15 protein-coding genes are annotated in these 16015 nt (G+C 54.5%); 3 read left to right on the forward strand and 12 right to left on the reverse strand.

Going from position 1 to position 16015, the window contains the following annotated elements; genetic code table 11:
- Nucleotides 1-28: 28 nt before the first annotated feature.
- The 12 genes from EL199_RS10860 to rpsB all read right to left on the reverse strand — a co-directional run bounded on the left by EL199_RS10860 (nt 29) and on the right by rpsB (nt 11616).
- Nucleotides 29-2275, reverse strand: coding sequence for a type IV pilus secretin PilQ (locus tag EL199_RS10860; protein ID WP_079539998.1), 2247 nt, complete (start codon nt 2273-2275; stop codon nt 29-31).
- Between the two features lie 24 nt (nt 2276-2299).
- Nucleotides 2300-2878 (reverse strand): pilus assembly protein PilP, encoded by a 579-nt coding sequence (locus EL199_RS10865; protein ID WP_160312203.1) that lies wholly within the window; start codon nt 2876-2878, stop codon nt 2300-2302.
- Entirely contained in the window at nt 2865-3521 is a 657-nt protein-coding gene (gene pilO, locus EL199_RS10870; RefSeq protein ID WP_004141389.1) for a type IV pilus inner membrane component PilO, read from the reverse strand. The genes EL199_RS10865 and pilO overlap by 14 nt, the downstream gene beginning before the upstream one ends.
- The gene (locus EL199_RS10875) at nt 3518-4108 is read right to left on the reverse strand and encodes a PilN domain-containing protein (RefSeq protein ID WP_004141387.1); all 591 of its coding nucleotides are present in this window, start codon (nt 4106-4108) and stop codon (nt 3518-3520) included. The genes pilO and EL199_RS10875 overlap by 4 nt, the downstream gene beginning before the upstream one ends.
- Complete coding sequence (gene pilM / locus EL199_RS10880) at nt 4108-5145, reverse strand: type IV pilus assembly protein PilM (RefSeq protein ID WP_004141385.1); 1038 nt, start codon at nt 5143-5145, stop codon at nt 4108-4110. The genes EL199_RS10875 and pilM overlap by 1 nt, the downstream gene beginning before the upstream one ends.
- 363 nt (nt 5146-5508) lie before the next feature.
- Nucleotides 5509-6864, reverse strand: coding sequence for an RIP metalloprotease RseP (rseP, locus tag EL199_RS10885; RefSeq protein ID WP_004141383.1), 1356 nt, complete (start codon nt 6862-6864; stop codon nt 5509-5511).
- A gap of 29 nt (nt 6865-6893) precedes the next feature.
- Complete coding sequence (locus EL199_RS10890; RefSeq protein WP_004141381.1) at nt 6894-7727, reverse strand: phosphatidate cytidylyltransferase; 834 nt, start codon at nt 7725-7727, stop codon at nt 6894-6896.
- A gap of 15 nt (nt 7728-7742) precedes the next feature.
- Nucleotides 7743-8462, reverse strand: coding sequence for a polyprenyl diphosphate synthase (gene uppS / locus EL199_RS10895; protein WP_004141380.1), 720 nt, complete (start codon nt 8460-8462; stop codon nt 7743-7745).
- Complete coding sequence (frr, locus tag EL199_RS10900; RefSeq protein WP_004141378.1) at nt 8462-9019, reverse strand: ribosome recycling factor; 558 nt, start codon at nt 9017-9019, stop codon at nt 8462-8464. Before frr ends, uppS begins: the two co-directional genes overlap by 1 nt.
- A 12-nt stretch (nt 9020-9031) precedes the next feature.
- Nucleotides 9032-9757 (reverse strand): UMP kinase, encoded by a 726-nt coding sequence (pyrH, locus tag EL199_RS10905; protein WP_004141377.1) that lies wholly within the window; start codon nt 9755-9757, stop codon nt 9032-9034.
- Nucleotides 9758-9865: 108 nt separating this feature from the next.
- A complete protein-coding gene (gene tsf / locus EL199_RS10910) occupies nt 9866-10768 on the reverse strand; it encodes a translation elongation factor Ts (protein WP_004141376.1) in 903 nt (300 codons plus the stop codon).
- A 68-nt stretch (nt 10769-10836) separates the two neighbouring features.
- The gene (gene rpsB / locus EL199_RS10915; RefSeq protein WP_004141375.1) at nt 10837-11616 is read right to left on the reverse strand and encodes a 30S ribosomal protein S2; all 780 of its coding nucleotides are present in this window, start codon (nt 11614-11616) and stop codon (nt 10837-10839) included.
- A 152-nt stretch (nt 11617-11768) separates the two neighbouring features.
- On the opposite strand from rpsB, the gene map reads away from it, so the two are divergent.
- The 3 genes from map to glnD are packed head-to-tail and all read left to right on the forward strand — an operon-like array spanning nt 11769 to nt 15977.
- On the forward strand, nt 11769-12566 hold the full coding sequence (gene map, locus EL199_RS10920; protein WP_004141374.1) for a type I methionyl aminopeptidase: 798 nt from the start codon (nt 11769-11771) through the stop codon (nt 12564-12566).
- 52 nt (nt 12567-12618) lie between these two features.
- The gene (locus EL199_RS10925) at nt 12619-13062 is read left to right on the forward strand and encodes a hypothetical protein (RefSeq protein WP_004141373.1); all 444 of its coding nucleotides are present in this window, start codon (nt 12619-12621) and stop codon (nt 13060-13062) included.
- Nucleotides 13062-15977: a [protein-PII] uridylyltransferase gene (gene glnD, locus EL199_RS10930; RefSeq protein WP_004141371.1), complete on the forward strand. Its 2916-nt coding sequence runs from the start codon at nt 13062-13064 to the stop codon at nt 15975-15977. Before EL199_RS10925 ends, glnD begins: the two co-directional genes overlap by 1 nt.
- Nucleotides 15978-16015 lie beyond the last annotated feature (38 nt).

A 16015-nucleotide genomic window follows, 5' to 3' on the forward strand; every position in this document is an offset into this window, starting at 1 on the left:
AAAATGACATGGAAATTATAAGCACTGACTACCTGTCTCGCAAGCTGGAGAACTTGTCGTTATCTACCAGCTGTTTGTCCACAATACGCGGCGTGACGAAGATTAGCATTTCGTTCTTCTCAAAGGCGCGTGTATTCTTTTTGAAGGCATTGCCAATAACTGGAATATCACCCAAGAGCGGAACTTTTTCTGTCTTGGCAGTTTGTCTTTGTTTATACACACCACCCAAAACAATGGTCTCTCCATTATCCACCAGAACATTGGTTTTCACCCCACTGGTATTTTTGGTGAATGACGTTTGACCAGCAACAGAAACGTTATTACCCAATTCATCATTGTTAATATTCAGTTCCATATCAACCATGTTGTTCGGTGCAATACGCGGTGTCACACTTAAGCGCAGCGCAGCAGTAACTGTTTCCAAGGTCGTAGAGCTGCTGCTGGAAGTGCCATTAGTAGAGTTCTCATTTCGCGTAACGATAGGCACTTCTACACCAGACCAAATTTCTGCTGGCGCGCCATCTTGCGTTACAACACGTGGGCTGGAAACAATTTCTACGCGTCCTTCTGTTTGCAGGGCAGACAATTCAAGATCCACCAAGAAATCACCACTCAAGATGGAAAGACCGTAGCTTGCCGGATTTCCAGAAGTACCACCGATAACAGGCATATTAACACCCAAGCGGTTAGTTAAATCCGGAACAGTTAACGGACGCTCACCATTTACAACACTTTGAGCAAGCACTGATGAAGCAACACTATTACCACTACCTGTAACCAGCTTACTGCTAGAACGATTAATGAATGAAACACCGAAGCGAGAACCCAAATCGCGAGCGTAATTGTCTTCTGTCAACACAATACGAGAATCAATAAGCACCTGTTTAACTGGCTTATCTAGCTCGGCAACCAGATCACGTACTGCCTGAATTTTTTCTGGGATATCATTGACAATCAGAGTATTTGTTCTTTCATCAACTGAGACAGAGCCCTTTTCAGAAAGAATAGAGTCCACATTAGTAGATAATCCATTTGCTGTCGTAGAACGAACATTATTCTTTGCTTCATCAATCAATTTTTTCAGATCGGTAGCACGTGCAAATTGTACTTGAATGCGGTCAATACGCGTCGGAGTCAATTGCTTTTTCTCTTCTAATGTACGAAGAATAGTCAGTTCAGAAGTTCTTAACTCTTCTAGTGTGGCGACATAAATAACATCACCGCTCTGCCGCTTATCCAGACCCTTCGTTTTCATAATAATATCCAAGGCCTGATCCCAAGGTACATTATCCAGACGAAGCGTAATATTACCCGTAACACCATCACTAACGACAATATTATTACGTGTAAATTCTGCAATAATTTGCAATACCGCACGAACCTCAATATCCTGGAAATTTAAAGAAAGGGGTTCACCTTTATAGTGCTTACCGCTGCCAAAACCTAACATTTCTTGTACTTTACGGTCCTGAGCACTTTGTGCAGGCTTCATAATTTCAATCGTATAAGTATTGCCACTCTGATAGCTGACAAATTCAAAAGGATTTCCTGCCATGTTTAGAGAAACCGTAGCTCCACCATTTCCTTTCTTAATTTCAGCATAACTTACTGGCGTATTGTAATCGGTAACATCAAGACGTTTTTGTTCACTATTAGCAATCGTAATACCACGAACATCTGCAACTACTTTATTACCATCCTTACGGATATTAACTACCGTATCCGGAGAAGGGAGATTAAAGGTAAAAGCAGCACGACCATTGGAAGTCCTCTTAAATTCTGGAGAAAGCGCGCCTACGGTATTGACTCCCTTGCCAATCGTTGCCGTACCCTTACCAACATTTACCATCTGTGGATTAACAGCACCACGGAATCCTGCTGCAGGCGCAGCCGCTTTTCCAACAGGCGCCTTCATAGCACCTTTTGCGCCCGGCGTCACACTTACAATGACATCTTGCCCCTGCAAACTAACATTGTAATTCATCGGTGATGACAGATTAATAACGGCACGTGTGCGTCCCTGTCCCGGAATGACATCAACATTGTAAATGCCATTAGACGCTACATCTACACCACGAGATTTCATGGATGATGTCGTATTGGGGAAATCCAGAACAATAGAAGAGTCCGTATTAAAAGCAGCAGGTTTGACACCAGCATTCTTGAATACTAATTGATAACCACCAGCTGCACTACCATGTTCTACACCACTGATACTGGCCGCATACAAGCCTGAGGATAACAGCAACAGGCTGCCTGTAATAATGTGTTTCATAATTCCATAACCTCTAATTAAAAATTAATACGTAAAGAGCTCTAAAATAGCCATTCGGTTCTGCCATCCACGCGGAACCCTATATTTTTCACGAACCATAACGTGATCAGGTTTGATAGAAATAATCAGACCATTATTTTTACCTATATATTCACCTTGAACCGTATTCACGACTCCAGCATCCGGTGTTTGAATAAGTGCAGCACGTCTCTGGTTTTTATTCAGAATTGTTCCCACCATCCATAACTGGCTCAAATCATAATTTTCCAAAAAATATTTGGTATGAGGTACTGGCGCACCATCCCCACAGCTATCATCAGCACAGGCATTCTGACTGGAATCTTCAGGAAGTTTCGCATCCACGACAAAAGACTTTAGTTCAAATGGATCTGCTTTATCTGCTGTATATACATAAGGTTTGTATTCCTTATTTGCAGGTAACGGCCCAAGATCCAGGTTCGGAGTTGGTTGGGTCGTCCTGGCCGTATTCTCCATAAACTCAGTAGCCTCCGTCTCAGGATTACTGCCTATAAATCCCATAGAAAGACATGCAACAAATGGTAATATAGCTGCCTTCCGAGGAATGGAATTATTTTTCAACATCGACATTCTCCTTTTTCGCATGTTCCTGCAGAGACTTTAAATCCATTTTTAAGAACTTATCAATATCTTCATTATAGACATAAGTCTGTAATTGGCTATCTACACTCAGCTTATTAGGATCTTTCTCTGCAATTTTGATGGACATATCCGAAACATTCAAAATACGCTGTAAAGCAGAGATTCTTCCTGTGAACAACGCAAAATTTGTGTATTTTGTATCTGTCTTTAATTTTATTGGCTTAACATCATAATAATTTTGCTTAATATCTTTCTCTGGCTGAAAAGTATCAAAAATAATACCATTATCAACACCAGAAATATATACACTATCAATCAGATCAGGCATTTCATCATTAGAAGGAAGATAGTCTAGCAAAGATCTTAATACTCCTACCAATTCTTCAGAACGCTCTTTATATTTTGGCAAATCTTGTTGGTATTGATACAATTCACTATATTCACTCTTTAGTTGAGTAATCTTCATATTATGTGCATCTTGCTGCTCAACCAATGGCTCTCTTACAAATTTATTGTAAAGAAAAGCCGCCACCCCTACGATAACAACCCAACATAAAATTTTGTAGTAAATCGGCCAAGTACCAGGATTACTAGTATCTAACTGTCCAGGCGATACAAATTTCATTTTTGTCCTCCTTCAGAATTGGGGTCACGCTTTACCTCCATATTGATAGTAAATTCCTTAACTTCACTACCTTCTGGAACTTTAAAACTATTATTCCCTTTCGCTGCCGTGATACTATCCACGGATGCCGTTGAAAAATACTGGAATCTTTCCATATTTCGCATAAACTGTGCTACACCGCTATCATTACTAGCAACGCCCGTAATGATGACTTTCCCCGATTTATAATCGATAGAACTTAAAAATACGGTTTCCGGCGTATTCTGCGCAATGTAGTCAAGCATTTCTGTGGCCAAACCGCGCTCGGCTTGAAGTTTTTGGATAACTTCAATTTGTAGATTGACCTGTTTATTGAGCTCTTTTAATCGGTCAACTTCCTGTTTGGCAACAGATAGCTTGGCTTTACCAGCTTCCAAGTTACTGATTGCCGCTTCTTGTTGCTCAATATAACGGTTTTGCAGCCAATAATCAGCGCCCAAGGCTGCCGCACACAGGAGCACAATGCCTACTGTTGCGTAAGCAAAACCCTTTTTCTGCTCTTCGCGGCGTTGTTCGCGCCACGGTTGTAGGTTAAATTTTCTAGCCATTAGTTTGTGCCTTCCATCGCCAAGCCTATTGCCAAGGCATGATTGATTCCAGACTGCAACGCGTCATCAGAGCGCTGAGATCCTGACAATTTGATGTAAGGAGCGAGATTCAGCAATCTGATATTGTGAGATACGTTTGCAGCACCCAATGCATCTACAAAGCCACTGAGTCGTGCGCCACCGCCAGTCAGGTAAATGACTTTGATCGGTTCAGGATTTTCGGTGACGTTGTTGGCTTCATAGAAATCCAGCGCCAGATGCAGCTGTTCGGTGAATGTTTGTACGTAAGGCGTCAGTACCAAGTCTTTATATTCGTCGCCAAAGCTGTGACCAATCTTGCGGTTTTCGGCGGATTCGGCGTCAATGTCAAAGACGTCCATAATAATTTCATTTACGGTATTGCCGCCAATTTGTTGCTCACGGCTAAACAGTAGTTCGCTGCCTTTGCAAACGTAGAAGCGGCTACGGCTGAAGCCGATATCAATCAGCATGATGCGATCATTCTTGCCGACGTCGCTCTTGCTGACGTATTTCAGTACGCGTGTGAACGCAAAGGCATCCACATCTACTTGTGGTTTGCTGAAAGTCTTGGGCAGATTGTTCAGCAATGCGGTTTTTTCATCCGCAACATCGCGGCGCACGACAACTGCCAAGCGCGTTCCTTTTTTGCTGGGTACTTCGTCGAAATCGAAATAGACTTGATCCATGCCGAACGGTATGGCGTCATTCAGTTCGAGTTCTATTGCGCCTTCCAGTTCGTTACCGCGCAAAGAAGCATCTACGTTGACTTCACGCATGATGACGTCGCCGGTATTGACGTGCAAGACGACCTGCCCTTTGTTCACTTTCTGTTTTTTCAGGGTGGCGGCAACGATTTTGCTCAAGGTTACGCGATCGCGCTGCAGGCGGACTTCCGGCGGAATCACTTCGTAAGCGAGGTGGTTCGCTGTAAAGGCTTTGCCTGATTGCTTGATCTGGGCGACCTTGATGCTGTATTGCCCAATATCTACCCCGATAATCTCAGGTTTTCCCAACATATATTTAACTCCTTTTAAGTCTGCCAGAGGCGTTTACCGCGGGAGGCGGGCCGTGCTTCGCGACAGTCTTCAAACGTTCTTATCGAAATCCCATGCTCAATTTAGCCGCTTTCTGAACAAAAATCAATATTCGGTTAGCCTTTTCTTAAGTATTTTGCAATGTAGCCATAATAGCCTTTGAAAATACTGGAAAAACATCGCGTGTCCAGAAAACAACAAATTTTGCGATTGCGCTATTGTAACACAAATTTCATGTTTGTCTGCTTTGCAAGCCTGGCTTTTTCTGCCGTTGCAACGTTTTTGCCCGCACGAAGGCGGGCAAAAGATTAACATTAGGGAAAGATTGAGTATTATCGTCTGTTTTTACAGAAGATATTTCCAGAAGTCTTTGAGAACGACGAACAGCATCAGCGCATAGACCAACGTCGCACCGACGCGTAACGCCCATTTCATCGTCGTTACGGAGAGTGGTTTGCCGCGCACGGTTTCCAGCGCATAGAAGAGCATGTGGCCGCCGTCCAGCATCGGCACCGGCAACAGGTTGATGGCGGCAAGCGAGAGGCTTACGACGCCAAGGAAGTTAAGGAAGATGTCCCAACCATAGCTGAGTGTTTTTCCTGCCGCATCGCCGATAGTGAGCGGCCCGCCGATGTTGTCGAGCGAGATTTTGCCTGCGAACATGCGGCCAAACATGTTGTAGGTCAGGCGGACGTAATAGACGACTTTATCCCAACCGTGGCCAAGCGACGCCCAGAAGCCGTAGCGCTCAACGCTCTGGTAAGCGGAGACGTCCACCCGCTGCCATTTGACGCCGAGGAAGCCGTGTGTTTTGCCTTTTTTGTCTGTGCGCGAGCCGAGCTGCCCATGCAGGGTTTGTTCGCTGTCCGCGCGCATAACGGTAATGCTGATGGTATCGCCGGGCTTTCCTGCCGCGATAACTTTGCCAATGCGAATGAGGTCTTGTGCTTCGCCATTAACGGCGGTGATGCGGTCGCCCTTTTGGATGCCCATCGCTGCTGCCGGACTGTCCGGCACGGTTTCGGCGACTTCGGCAGGCAGCCATTCATCCACAAGGTAGAGGCCGGTTGCTTCGTCCATTTTCAGTTCGTCGCCTGCACGCAAACTGCTGAGATCAAGCACGAGGATGCGTTCTTCTCCGTCGCGCTGGATGACGATATTGACGTCACTGCGGCGCGGCGCGCCCACGAGGGAGATGTGCGCATCGCTGCTCAGTGGGGTGTCTTTGCCTTCGATGGCGCGAATTTGGTCGCCAACTTGTAAGCCCGCGCGGGCAGCGAGACTGTCCGGGGCGACGCGCGCCACTTCCGGGCGCAGGCCTTGTACGCCGTAGAGGTAGAGGGCGGCGAAGGCGAGTACGGCGAAAAGCAGGTTTACCGCTGGCCCGGCAAAGGCGATGAGGAAACGTTGCCAGGCTTTTTTTGCCTGAAAGGTGCGGTGTTTTTCGGCAGCATCGACCGCTTCGTCGCTGCTCTCGCCTAGCATTTGCACGAAGCCGCCGAGTGGAATGGGCGCAAGGGTGTAGAGCGTACCGTCTTTTTTGCCGCGCCAGGTGAGGAACGGTTTACCGAAGCCGAGCGAGAAGCGGAGGATTTTGACGTCAAAGCGGCGCGCCACCCAGAAATGTCCCCATTCGTGGATGGTGACGAGGATGCCGATGGTTATGATGAAGCCGAGTATTCCCCAGAGCATGGGTAGCATGCCTGCGCCTCCTTGTTGCAGTTGATGTTTTAGAAGATATTGGCGTAGAGAAAGCCCGCTGCCCACAGCACCATCGCCGAGAGCCAGCTGTCGATGCGGTCAAGGATGCCACCGTGACCGGGCAGGATGTTGCTGCTGTCCTTGATACCGGCGCGGCGCTTGAGCACGCTTTCCCAGAGGTCGCCGATGGCGGCGTAGATGACCACCACAGCGGTCAGCGGCAGGAAGGCGCAAAGGCTGAGCGGCAGTTTGACGCAAAATGACAGTACCACCGCTGCCAGCATTGCCGCCAGGAAGCCGCCAAGGAAGCCTTCCACGGTTTTTTTCGGGCTGATTTTTTCCGCCAGTTTGCGTTTGCCAAAGCGGCGACCGGCGAAATAGGCGCCGATGTCGCTGCACCAGACGATGATAAAGAGACCGAGCAGACCGCTCCCGCCAATCATGCGCTGGATGGCGACAGTCGCCCAGACGAAGGCCAGCAGCATTATTGAGCCGGCGACGGCAAGCAGGCTGTCAGGCAGGTTCAAACGCTGGTCGCGGCCATAGCGGTAAAGCGCATAGGGAACGGCGAACAGCCAGAGCAGCGCCGCTGCGGCGAGGATGTAAAAGAGCAAACGGCTTTTGGCGACGCCACCCAGGCCGTATTCGAGCAGGAGCAGGCCGAGGGCGGCAATACCCGCATTGATGAGGGCATATTTCCATTGACGGCGCGGCGGCCAGCGCAGCAGACCGCCCCATTCACGTGCGGCGAGCGCCACCAGCGCCAGCCAAAAAAGGTTAAACCAGGCGTCGCTGGCATAGAGGTTTACCCAGAAAAAGAGCGGGGCGATGACCAGCACGGTCAGGATGCGGTAGAGCAGCATGGCGTCTCCTTGCCGTTAAGGTTGCGACAGCGCGCCGAAGCGGCGGTCGCGGTGATGATAGGCGGCAAAGGCCGCGTCCAGTTGTGCCTCGCCGAAGTCCGGCCAGAGCACGTCGGTGAACCACAGTTCGGCGTAGGCGAGTTCCCACAGGTGGAAGTTGCTCAGGCGCATTTCGCCGCTGCTGCGGATGAGCAGGTCGACTGGCGGTAAATCGGGCATCGGGCGGTGTGCGCTGAAGGCGGCTTCGTCAATGGCATCTGCCTGTAATGTGCCGTCTGCGACTGCTTGCGCCAGGCGGCGTGCGGTCTCGCATAACGCCCATTGACCGCTGTAGTTGATGGCAAGGACGACGTCCATGCGTGAGCCGCTGGCAGTCAGCGCTTCGGCATCGTCGATGGCGCTGCGTAGCGAGGCAGAGAGTGCGGTGCGGTCGCCGAGAACACGCAGACGGATGTCGTTTTTCCGCATTTTTTCCGCTTCTTCGCGCAGTGCCGTTTCAATCAGCTCCATCAGGATTTTGACTTCATGCGGCGGACGGCGCCAATTCTCGGTGCTAAAGGCGTAGAGGCTGAGCATTTTCACCCCCGCTTTGGCGCAGGCGGTGACGACACGATCGACTGCCACCCGCCCGGCCTTGTGCCCAAAAGCACGCGGGCGCAGGTGTTGCTGCGCCCAGCGACCATTGCCATCCATGATGATGGCGACGTGAGCAGGCGGGGTACGCGCGGCGCTCATCAAACTTCCATCAATTCCTTTTCTTTTTCGGCAAGGACTTTGTCCACCTGCTCAACGTATTTGTCGGTCAGTTTCTGGATTTCTGCCTCGGCGCGACGTTCGTCGTCTTCGGAGGCCTGTTTGTCGGTGACGAGCTGTTTGACGCTTTGGTTGGCGTCGCGGCGCACATTGCGAATGGCGACTTTCGCCTGTTCGCCTTCGTTACGCACGATTTTCACCAAGTCTTTGCGGCGTTCTTCGGTGAGCGGCGGCAGGTTGATGTGGATGTTTTGTCCGGCGGTGTTCGGCGTCAGGCCAAGGTCGGAGTTAATCAGCGCTTTTTCGATGACGGCGACCATGTTGCGCTCCCACACCTGGATGGTGAGACTGCGGTAGTCGGTGACGGTGACGTTCGCCGCCTGCGACAGCGGCACCATCGAGCCGTAGTATTCGACCTGCACGTGGTCAAGCAGGCTGACGTTCGCCCGCCCGGTGCGGATTTTGCTCAACTCGTGTTCAAGCGACTTGACGGATTTTTCCATGCGCGCAGCGGCGTCTTTCTGGATTGACTGCATCATTAAAAAGGCTCCTTATGCGTGTATCACTGTGCCAACGCCATCGTCGAAGACGGCACGCACGATTTCATCGGGTTTGGTCATGTCAAATACCACCATCGGCATGTCGTTGTCGCGGCACATCACGACGGAGGTCGCGTCCATGACATTGAGGTTTTCGGTGAGTACCTGACGGTAGCTGAGGGCGTCGTATTTTACCGCATCATCAAAGCGTTTGGGGTCTTTGGAATAGACGCCATCGACCTTCGTCGCCTTGAACATCGCGTCCACTTCCAGCTCAATCGCACGCAGACTGGCGGCGCTGTCTGTCGTGAAAAACGGATTGCCGGTACCGGCGGCGCAGATGACCACCCTGCCCTTTTCCAGGTGGCGGATGGCGCGGCGGCGGATGAACGGCTCGCAGACCTGGTCGATAATCAGCGCCGACATCACCCGCACCGGCACGTCAATCTGCTCCAGCGCGTCTTGAATGGCGAGTGCATTCATTAGCGTCGCCAGCATGCCCATGTGGTCGCCGGTAACGCGCTCCATGCCGAGCGCTGCCAGTTGCGCACCGCGGAAAAGGTTGCCGCCGCCGACGACGATGGCGACTTCCACACCCGCATCGACAAGCTGGCGGATTTCGCTGGCGATGCGGCGCACCACTTTGGCATCCAGACCGAAGGCCTGGTCGCCCATCAGCGCCTCGCCGCTCATCTTCAGCAGAATTCTTTTGTATTTAGGGGTTTTGCTTGTGCTCATGTGTGTGTTCTCCGGTAATTGTTATTGGGCGCGCATTATAGTCGCGCCGCCCCGCTTGCGGGCATAAAAAACCGCCGACAAGCGGCGGTTTTGTGGGGCGGTCAGCGCTTAAACGCCTTTGGCCTGCGCCATGACTTCGGCAACGAAATCGGATTCTTCTTTTTCAATGCCTTCGCCCAGCTCGAAGCGGGTGAATTGCACGACGTCAGCGCCTTTTTCTTTCAGCAGCTGCTCAACGGTGATATCCGGGTTCTTGACGAAAGACTGGCCTTTCAGCGTTACTTCACCAAACAGTTTTTTCATCGCACCTTCGACCATTTTCATCGCACCTTCGACCATCTTCTCGATGATGTTCGCCGGTTTGCCACTTTGCTCGGCTTTGGCACGGTGAATTTCGTTTTCCTTGTCGAGGAAATCCTGCGGCAGGGAGGCAGCATCCAGGGAAATCGGATTGCTGGCGGCGATGTGCATGGCGATATCTTTGGCGAGTTCAACGTCGCCAGTGGTGATTTCCACCAGCACGCCGATTTTCTGTCCGTGCAGATAATGGCCGATGACACCGCTACCGGCGGTCAGGGTTACAAAACGGCGGATGGTCATGTTTTCGCCGATTTTTGCTACCAGTTCGCGGCGGCGCTCGTCAGCGGTAACACCCGGTGCGACTTCAGCGGCGTTCAGCGCGTCAATGTCGGCGAGTTTTTGCGTGCGCGCCACTTCGGCAAGGCGGTTGGCAAAACCACGGAACTCGTCACCCATGGCAACGAAGTCGGTTTCGCAGTTGGCTTCGAGGATGGTTGCTTCTTTGGCGTCGTCGCTGATAGAGACGACCAGCGCACCTTCAGCAGCCACGCGGCCGGCTTTCTTGTCGGCCTTGGCCAGACCGGTTTTGCGCATATATTCAACAGCGGCTTCAATATCGCCATTGGTTTCGAGCAGTGCTTTCTTGCACTCCATCATGCCTGCGCCGGTACGTTCGCGCAGCTCTTTCACTAATTGGGCGGAAATGGACATATTCAACTCCTGAAACAAGGACGGCTGCGGTCACGCCGCAGCCTCAATTCATTCAAAAACCGGACAAATTACTCGGCGTCGCCGCTTTCAGCCGGAGTAGCCGGCTCATCAACCGCGACCGCTTCTTCCAGCGCTTTTTCCGCGTTCTCGCCACCACGGGCGGTAACAGAAGCCTTGGCTTCCTCAATGGCGCTGGCGACAGCATCAACGTAGAGGCGGATGGCGCGCACGGAGTCGTCGTTACCCGGAATGATGTAATCAACGCCTTCCAGCTGACTGTTGGTATCTACCACGCCAACGACCGGAATGCCGAGTTTCTTCGCTTCCTGAATGGCGATGTGCTCATGCCCTACGTCAATAACGAACAGTACGTCCGGCAGACGGCGCATATTGCGGATACCGGTGAGCGAGCGGGCGAGCTTGTCGCGTTCACGACCGAGGACGATAACCTCTTTCTTCACCAGCTTCTGGAACGTGCCATCTTCGGCCATGCGTTCAATCGCTTCCAGGCGGTTAATGGACTGGCGGATGGTCTTGAAGTTGGTCATCATCCCGCCGAGCCAACGGAAATTCACATACGGCATGCCACAGCGTGCAGCGGCTTCGCCGACCGCTTCAGAAGCGCTGCGCTTGGTGCCGACGAACATCACACTGCCGCCATTGGCGACGACGGTGCCGACAAAATTCAGGGCGTCATTCAACATCGGTACCGTTTTTTCCAGGTTGATGATGTGAATATCGCCGCGCTTGCCGTAAATATAAGGAGCCATCTTGGGGTTCCAGAAACGGGTACGGTGCCCGAAGTGCGCGCCGGCTTCAAACAGCTCGCGCATGCTTACTTTACTCATTGTTTTTACTCCATAAAGGGTTAGGCCTCCAAACGCGCAAACGCTCCAACCCGCAGGCACCCGGAGCGTCGAAAACAGCGTTTGTGTGATTTAGTTGCCAGAAAGGCGCGCGCTTTATACCATAGCCCGTCATTTTTACCAAACAGAAATCCATGACCATCACCCTGAAAAGCGAGGCCGACCTCGCCAAAATGCGCGTCGCCGGGCGCCTGGCGGCGGACGTGCTTGACATGATTGCTCCTTACATCGTTCCCGGCGTCAGCACCGCCGAACTGGACCGCCGCTGTCACGACTACATCACCAACGTCCAACAGGCCATCCCCGCCTGCCTCAACTACGGCAGCCCGCCCTTCCCTGCCTCGACCTGTATCTCGGTCAATCACGTCATCTGCCACGGCATCCCCTCGGACAAAACCCTGAAAAACGGCGACATCGTCAATATAGACGTCACCGTTATCAAAGACGGCTGGCACGGCGACACCAACCGCACCTACCTCGTTGGCGACGTCGGCGTTCTCGGCCGCCGCCTGGTGGACGTTACCTACGAAGCGATGTGGCGCGGCATCCGCATGGTGCGCCCCGGTGCGACCCTCGGCGACATCGGCCACGCCATCCAGAGCTACGCCGAAGCCGAACGTTTTTCCGTCGTGCGCGAATTCTGCGGGCACGGCATCGGCCGTGGCTTCCACGAAGACCCGCAAGTCGTGCATTTTGGCCAACCGGGCAAAGGCCTCGTCCTCGAAAAAGGCATGACCTTCACCATCGAGCCGATGATAAACGCGGGCAAGCGCGAGCTCAAAGTCCTCGGCGACGGCTGGACCGTCGTCACCCGCGACCGCTCGCTGTCCGCGCAATGGGAACACACCCTCGCCGTCACCGACGACGGCTACGAAATCTTCACCCTCGGCGCCGCCGAACGCGAACACATCTCCCCCATCGGAAAACCATAAAAACCGCATTTACATACAGGGTAGCGACTACCCTGTATGTAAAGACACCCCCATGCCGCGCAAACACATCACCTTCCCGCCGCCCCGATACCCTGAAATAACCAAAGCCGACGACTCCCTACTGCGTCGCATCAGCACTACTGCCGACAGCGGCGACGAAGCCACACGCTACCTGGCCGCCTTGCGCCAAATCATGCAAACACAAAACGGCTACCTCTCCAGCGCCCACCACCAAGACTACTACCCCGGCGACGCCATCGAACTTTGCGCCGAACGCGCCAATGACAACGCCGCAGCCTTTACTCTCTGCCACCTCATCATCATCCAAAGCGCCCTCGCACAAACCTGCCCCTTCACCCTTAGCTACTACTGGGAGCACTACCGGACACAACGCGCACAACTACCACCCCGCCTCCAGGACCAACTCGACACCGCCTACCAACACGCGCACAAACACGGCCTGATCGACGACACCTTCCGTCCCCCCTCACCCTAATGCTCGCCCTCCCACCCGACTGGCAACCCGCCGCCCCTGCCCTTTCGCCGCTCGCAGAAGCCGCGCGCGCCCGCGACTACCTGCGCGAACTGCGCCACGGCCTTGCCGCGCACATCCGCGGGCGCGACTACGACGTACACCGCCTCATCGTGCATTACACCGCGCAGATTGACCGCATCCTCGGCTACCTCTACCAGCGCACCATCGCCAACCCGCGCATCCGCCTCTATGCCATCGGCGGCTACGGCCGCGGCGAACTCTTCCCCGCCTCCGACATCGACCTCCTGCTCCTCACCCCGGACAACCTCACCAACCGCGACACCATCGAAACCTTCATCCAGACACTCTGGCAACTCGGTCTGGACATCGCGCAGCACGTCCACGCTGACCGCGACCTCGCCCCTGCCGCCACCGCCGACATAGACCTCCTCACCAGCCTGCTGGAAAACCGCCAACTGGCGGGCGAGCCGCACCCCATCGACCCCGCCCGTCCGCCGCTCATTGCCAAAACTGCCTACATCCGCCACAAACAACAAGAACAACGCGCGCGCGACGCCAAACAAGAACGCCTCGGCCAACTCGAACCCAACCTGAAAAACAGCAGCGGCGGCCTGCGCGACGAACACATGATTACCTGGCTTTCCGCCTACTGCTACCACGACCGCAGCCACGCCAGCCTCATCGCCAAAAACCTCATGACCCCCGGCGAATCCGCGGGACTGCACGAAAGCCGCGACGCCCTCTGGCGCATCCGCTTCGCCCTGCACCTGGGCGGCGCGCGACAAAAAAACACCCTGGATTTCGAACAACAAAAACGGCTCGCCGCCACCTTCGGCTACCGCGACCAGCGGCACAACCTCGCCATCGAACAACTGATGCAGCACTACTACCAGCACAGCATGCGCATCCGCCGCATCAACCAGCGCGTCGTGAGCCACATCGAAGCCGACCACCAGCCGCCGCAGCCCGCCGTACCGCTAACCCGCGACTACGCCAGCCAGCACGGCAAACTCACCCTGCGCGACCCGGCCAGCTTCACCCAAAACCCCAACCAGCCGTGGGAACTCTTCCAATACCTCCAACAAAACCCGACCATCCGCGAACCGCACCCCGACCTCGTGCGCCACATCCGCCGCCACCGCGACAGCCTCACCAACATCGCGCGCCGCCGCGACGCCGACAACCGCCGCGCCTTCCTCGCCCTGCTCGCCCAACCCGGCAACGTCCACCCCCAACTGGCGCGCATCCACCAATACGGCCTGCTCTACCGCTACATCCCCGCCTTCGCCCACATCACCGGACGGATGCAATACGACCTCTTCCACCAATACACCGTGGACCAGCACACCCTCAAACTCATCGAAACCCTCGACCGCCTCGTCCGTCCCGACCCCGCCTACCCCGAAGCCGCCGAAACCCTGACCCGCCTGAAAAACCCGGCCATCCTCTACCTTGCCGCCCTCTTTCACGACATCGGCAAAGGCTACGACGGCGACCACAGCCAGACCGGCGCACAAATCGCCGACCTCTATGCGCGCGAAAACGACGCCATCCCCCCCGAAGACCGCGCCCTGCTCACCTGGCTCGTCGCCCACCACCTCGACCACAGCCTGACCGCGCAAAAAAAAGACCTCACCGACCCCGACACCATCGCCGCCTACGCCGCGACCATCCCCAGCGCCGAACACCTCGACCACCTCTACCTGCTGACCCTCGCCGACATCAGCGCCACCAACCCCAGCCTCTGGAACACCTGGCGCGCCAGCCTCCTCTACGACCTCTACCAACAAACCCGGCACCAACTCGAACACCACCAGGACAGCCTGCACGCCCGCGAACACCGCGCGCGCGAACAAGCCAAAGCCCAACTCGCCAGCGACGCGCAAACCCTCGAACACCTTTGGGCGCAACTCCCCGAAGCCTACTTTCGCGGCGAAACCGCCGCCGCCATCGCCGCCAAAACCCGCCACCTGCTCGCACGTGCCGACAACACAGAATCCCCTCCCCTGCAAAGCGGGGAAGGGTTGGGGAGGGGATGTGAAAATCGCGAAGCAACCACATCCGAAACCTGCCAGCAAACAGCACCCTCCCCCGTGGGGGAGGGCTGGGGTGGGGGCAGCAAACCATCCGCGCCAGCGACCACATCCGAAGCACGTGCCGACAACACAGCCCCCCCTCCTCTGCGAAGCGGGGAAGGGTTGGGGAGAGTGTGTGAAAATCGCGAAACAACCACATCCGAAACCTGCCAGCAAACAGCACCCTCCCCCGTGGGGGAGGGCTGGGGTGGGGGCAGCAAACCATCCGCGCCAGCGACCTCATCCGAAGCAAACGAACCGCTCCCTCCGCAACCCGGCAAACAACACGCCGTCAGCCTCATTCAGGAACACCCGCCGCGCCTGTTCATCACCAGCCCCAACCCGCCGGACATCCTCCTCGTGCGCATCACCCACTACCTCGAACAACACAACCACAACATCCACGAAGCGCGCCTCTACACCACCGCCGACCACCGCCTCACCCTGCAAGAATACACCCTGAGCGAAAACCCGCCGCCCGCGCCCGAACTCGCCCACGAACTCGAACAACACATCGCCGACAAACAGCCACCACCGCCGCTCGCCCGCCGCCTGCCACGCGAACGCCTCAAACACTTCACCACCCACACCCGCGTCCACATCCAGCCGGAAGGCGACCACACCACCCTCGAACTCACCTGCAAAGACCGGCACGGCCTGCTCTCGCTGATAAGCCGCATCCTGCTCGCGCATGGCGTCCACATCAGCCACGCCAAAATCGGCACCTACGGCGAAAAAGTCGAAGACAGCTTCCACCTCACCGACGCCCGCCACCGTCCGCTCACCGACGCGGCAACCCTTGCCGCCCTGAAACAGGCGCTGCTGGAAGCACTGCAATAAACCGCCCAAACTGGCACAACCGCAGGGCGCAGCCTATA

Origin of the sequence: Cardiobacterium hominis, from assembly GCF_900637305.1 — a bacterium.
Taxonomy (GTDB): Bacteria; Pseudomonadota; Gammaproteobacteria; order Cardiobacteriales; family Cardiobacteriaceae; genus Cardiobacterium; species Cardiobacterium hominis.

Coding starts and splice junctions, on each gene's coding strand:
- EL199_RS10860 (WP_079539998.1), bottom strand. CDS start 2,275: ATGAAACACATTATTACAGGCAGCCTGTTGCTGTTATCCTCAGGCTTG.
- EL199_RS10865 (WP_160312203.1), bottom strand. CDS start 2,878: ATGTTGAAAAATAATTCCATTCCTCGGAAGGCAGCTATATTACCATTT.
- pilO (WP_004141389.1), bottom strand. CDS start 3,521: ATGAAATTTGTATCGCCTGGACAGTTAGATACTAGTAATCCTGGTACT.
- EL199_RS10875 (WP_004141387.1), bottom strand. CDS start 4,108: ATGGCTAGAAAATTTAACCTACAACCGTGGCGCGAACAACGCCGCGAA.
- pilM (WP_004141385.1), bottom strand. CDS start 5,145: ATGTTGGGAAAACCTGAGATTATCGGGGTAGATATTGGGCAATACAGC.
- rseP (WP_004141383.1), bottom strand. CDS start 6,864: ATGCTACCCATGCTCTGGGGAATACTCGGCTTCATCATAACCATCGGC.
- EL199_RS10890 (WP_004141381.1), bottom strand. CDS start 7,727: ATGCTGCTCTACCGCATCCTGACCGTGCTGGTCATCGCCCCGCTCTTT.
- uppS (WP_004141380.1), bottom strand. CDS start 8,462: ATGAGCGCCGCGCGTACCCCGCCTGCTCACGTCGCCATCATCATGGAT.
- frr (WP_004141378.1), bottom strand. CDS start 9,019: ATGATGCAGTCAATCCAGAAAGACGCCGCTGCGCGCATGGAAAAATCC.
- pyrH (WP_004141377.1), bottom strand. CDS start 9,757: ATGAGCACAAGCAAAACCCCTAAATACAAAAGAATTCTGCTGAAGATG.
- tsf (WP_004141376.1), bottom strand. CDS start 10,768: ATGTCCATTTCCGCCCAATTAGTGAAAGAGCTGCGCGAACGTACCGGC.
- rpsB (WP_004141375.1), bottom strand. CDS start 11,616: ATGAGTAAAGTAAGCATGCGCGAGCTGTTTGAAGCCGGCGCGCACTTC.
- map (WP_004141374.1), top strand. CDS start 11,769: ATGACCATCACCCTGAAAAGCGAGGCCGACCTCGCCAAAATGCGCGTC.
- EL199_RS10925 (WP_004141373.1), top strand. CDS start 12,619: ATGCCGCGCAAACACATCACCTTCCCGCCGCCCCGATACCCTGAAATA.
- glnD (WP_004141371.1), top strand. CDS start 13,062: ATGCTCGCCCTCCCACCCGACTGGCAACCCGCCGCCCCTGCCCTTTCG.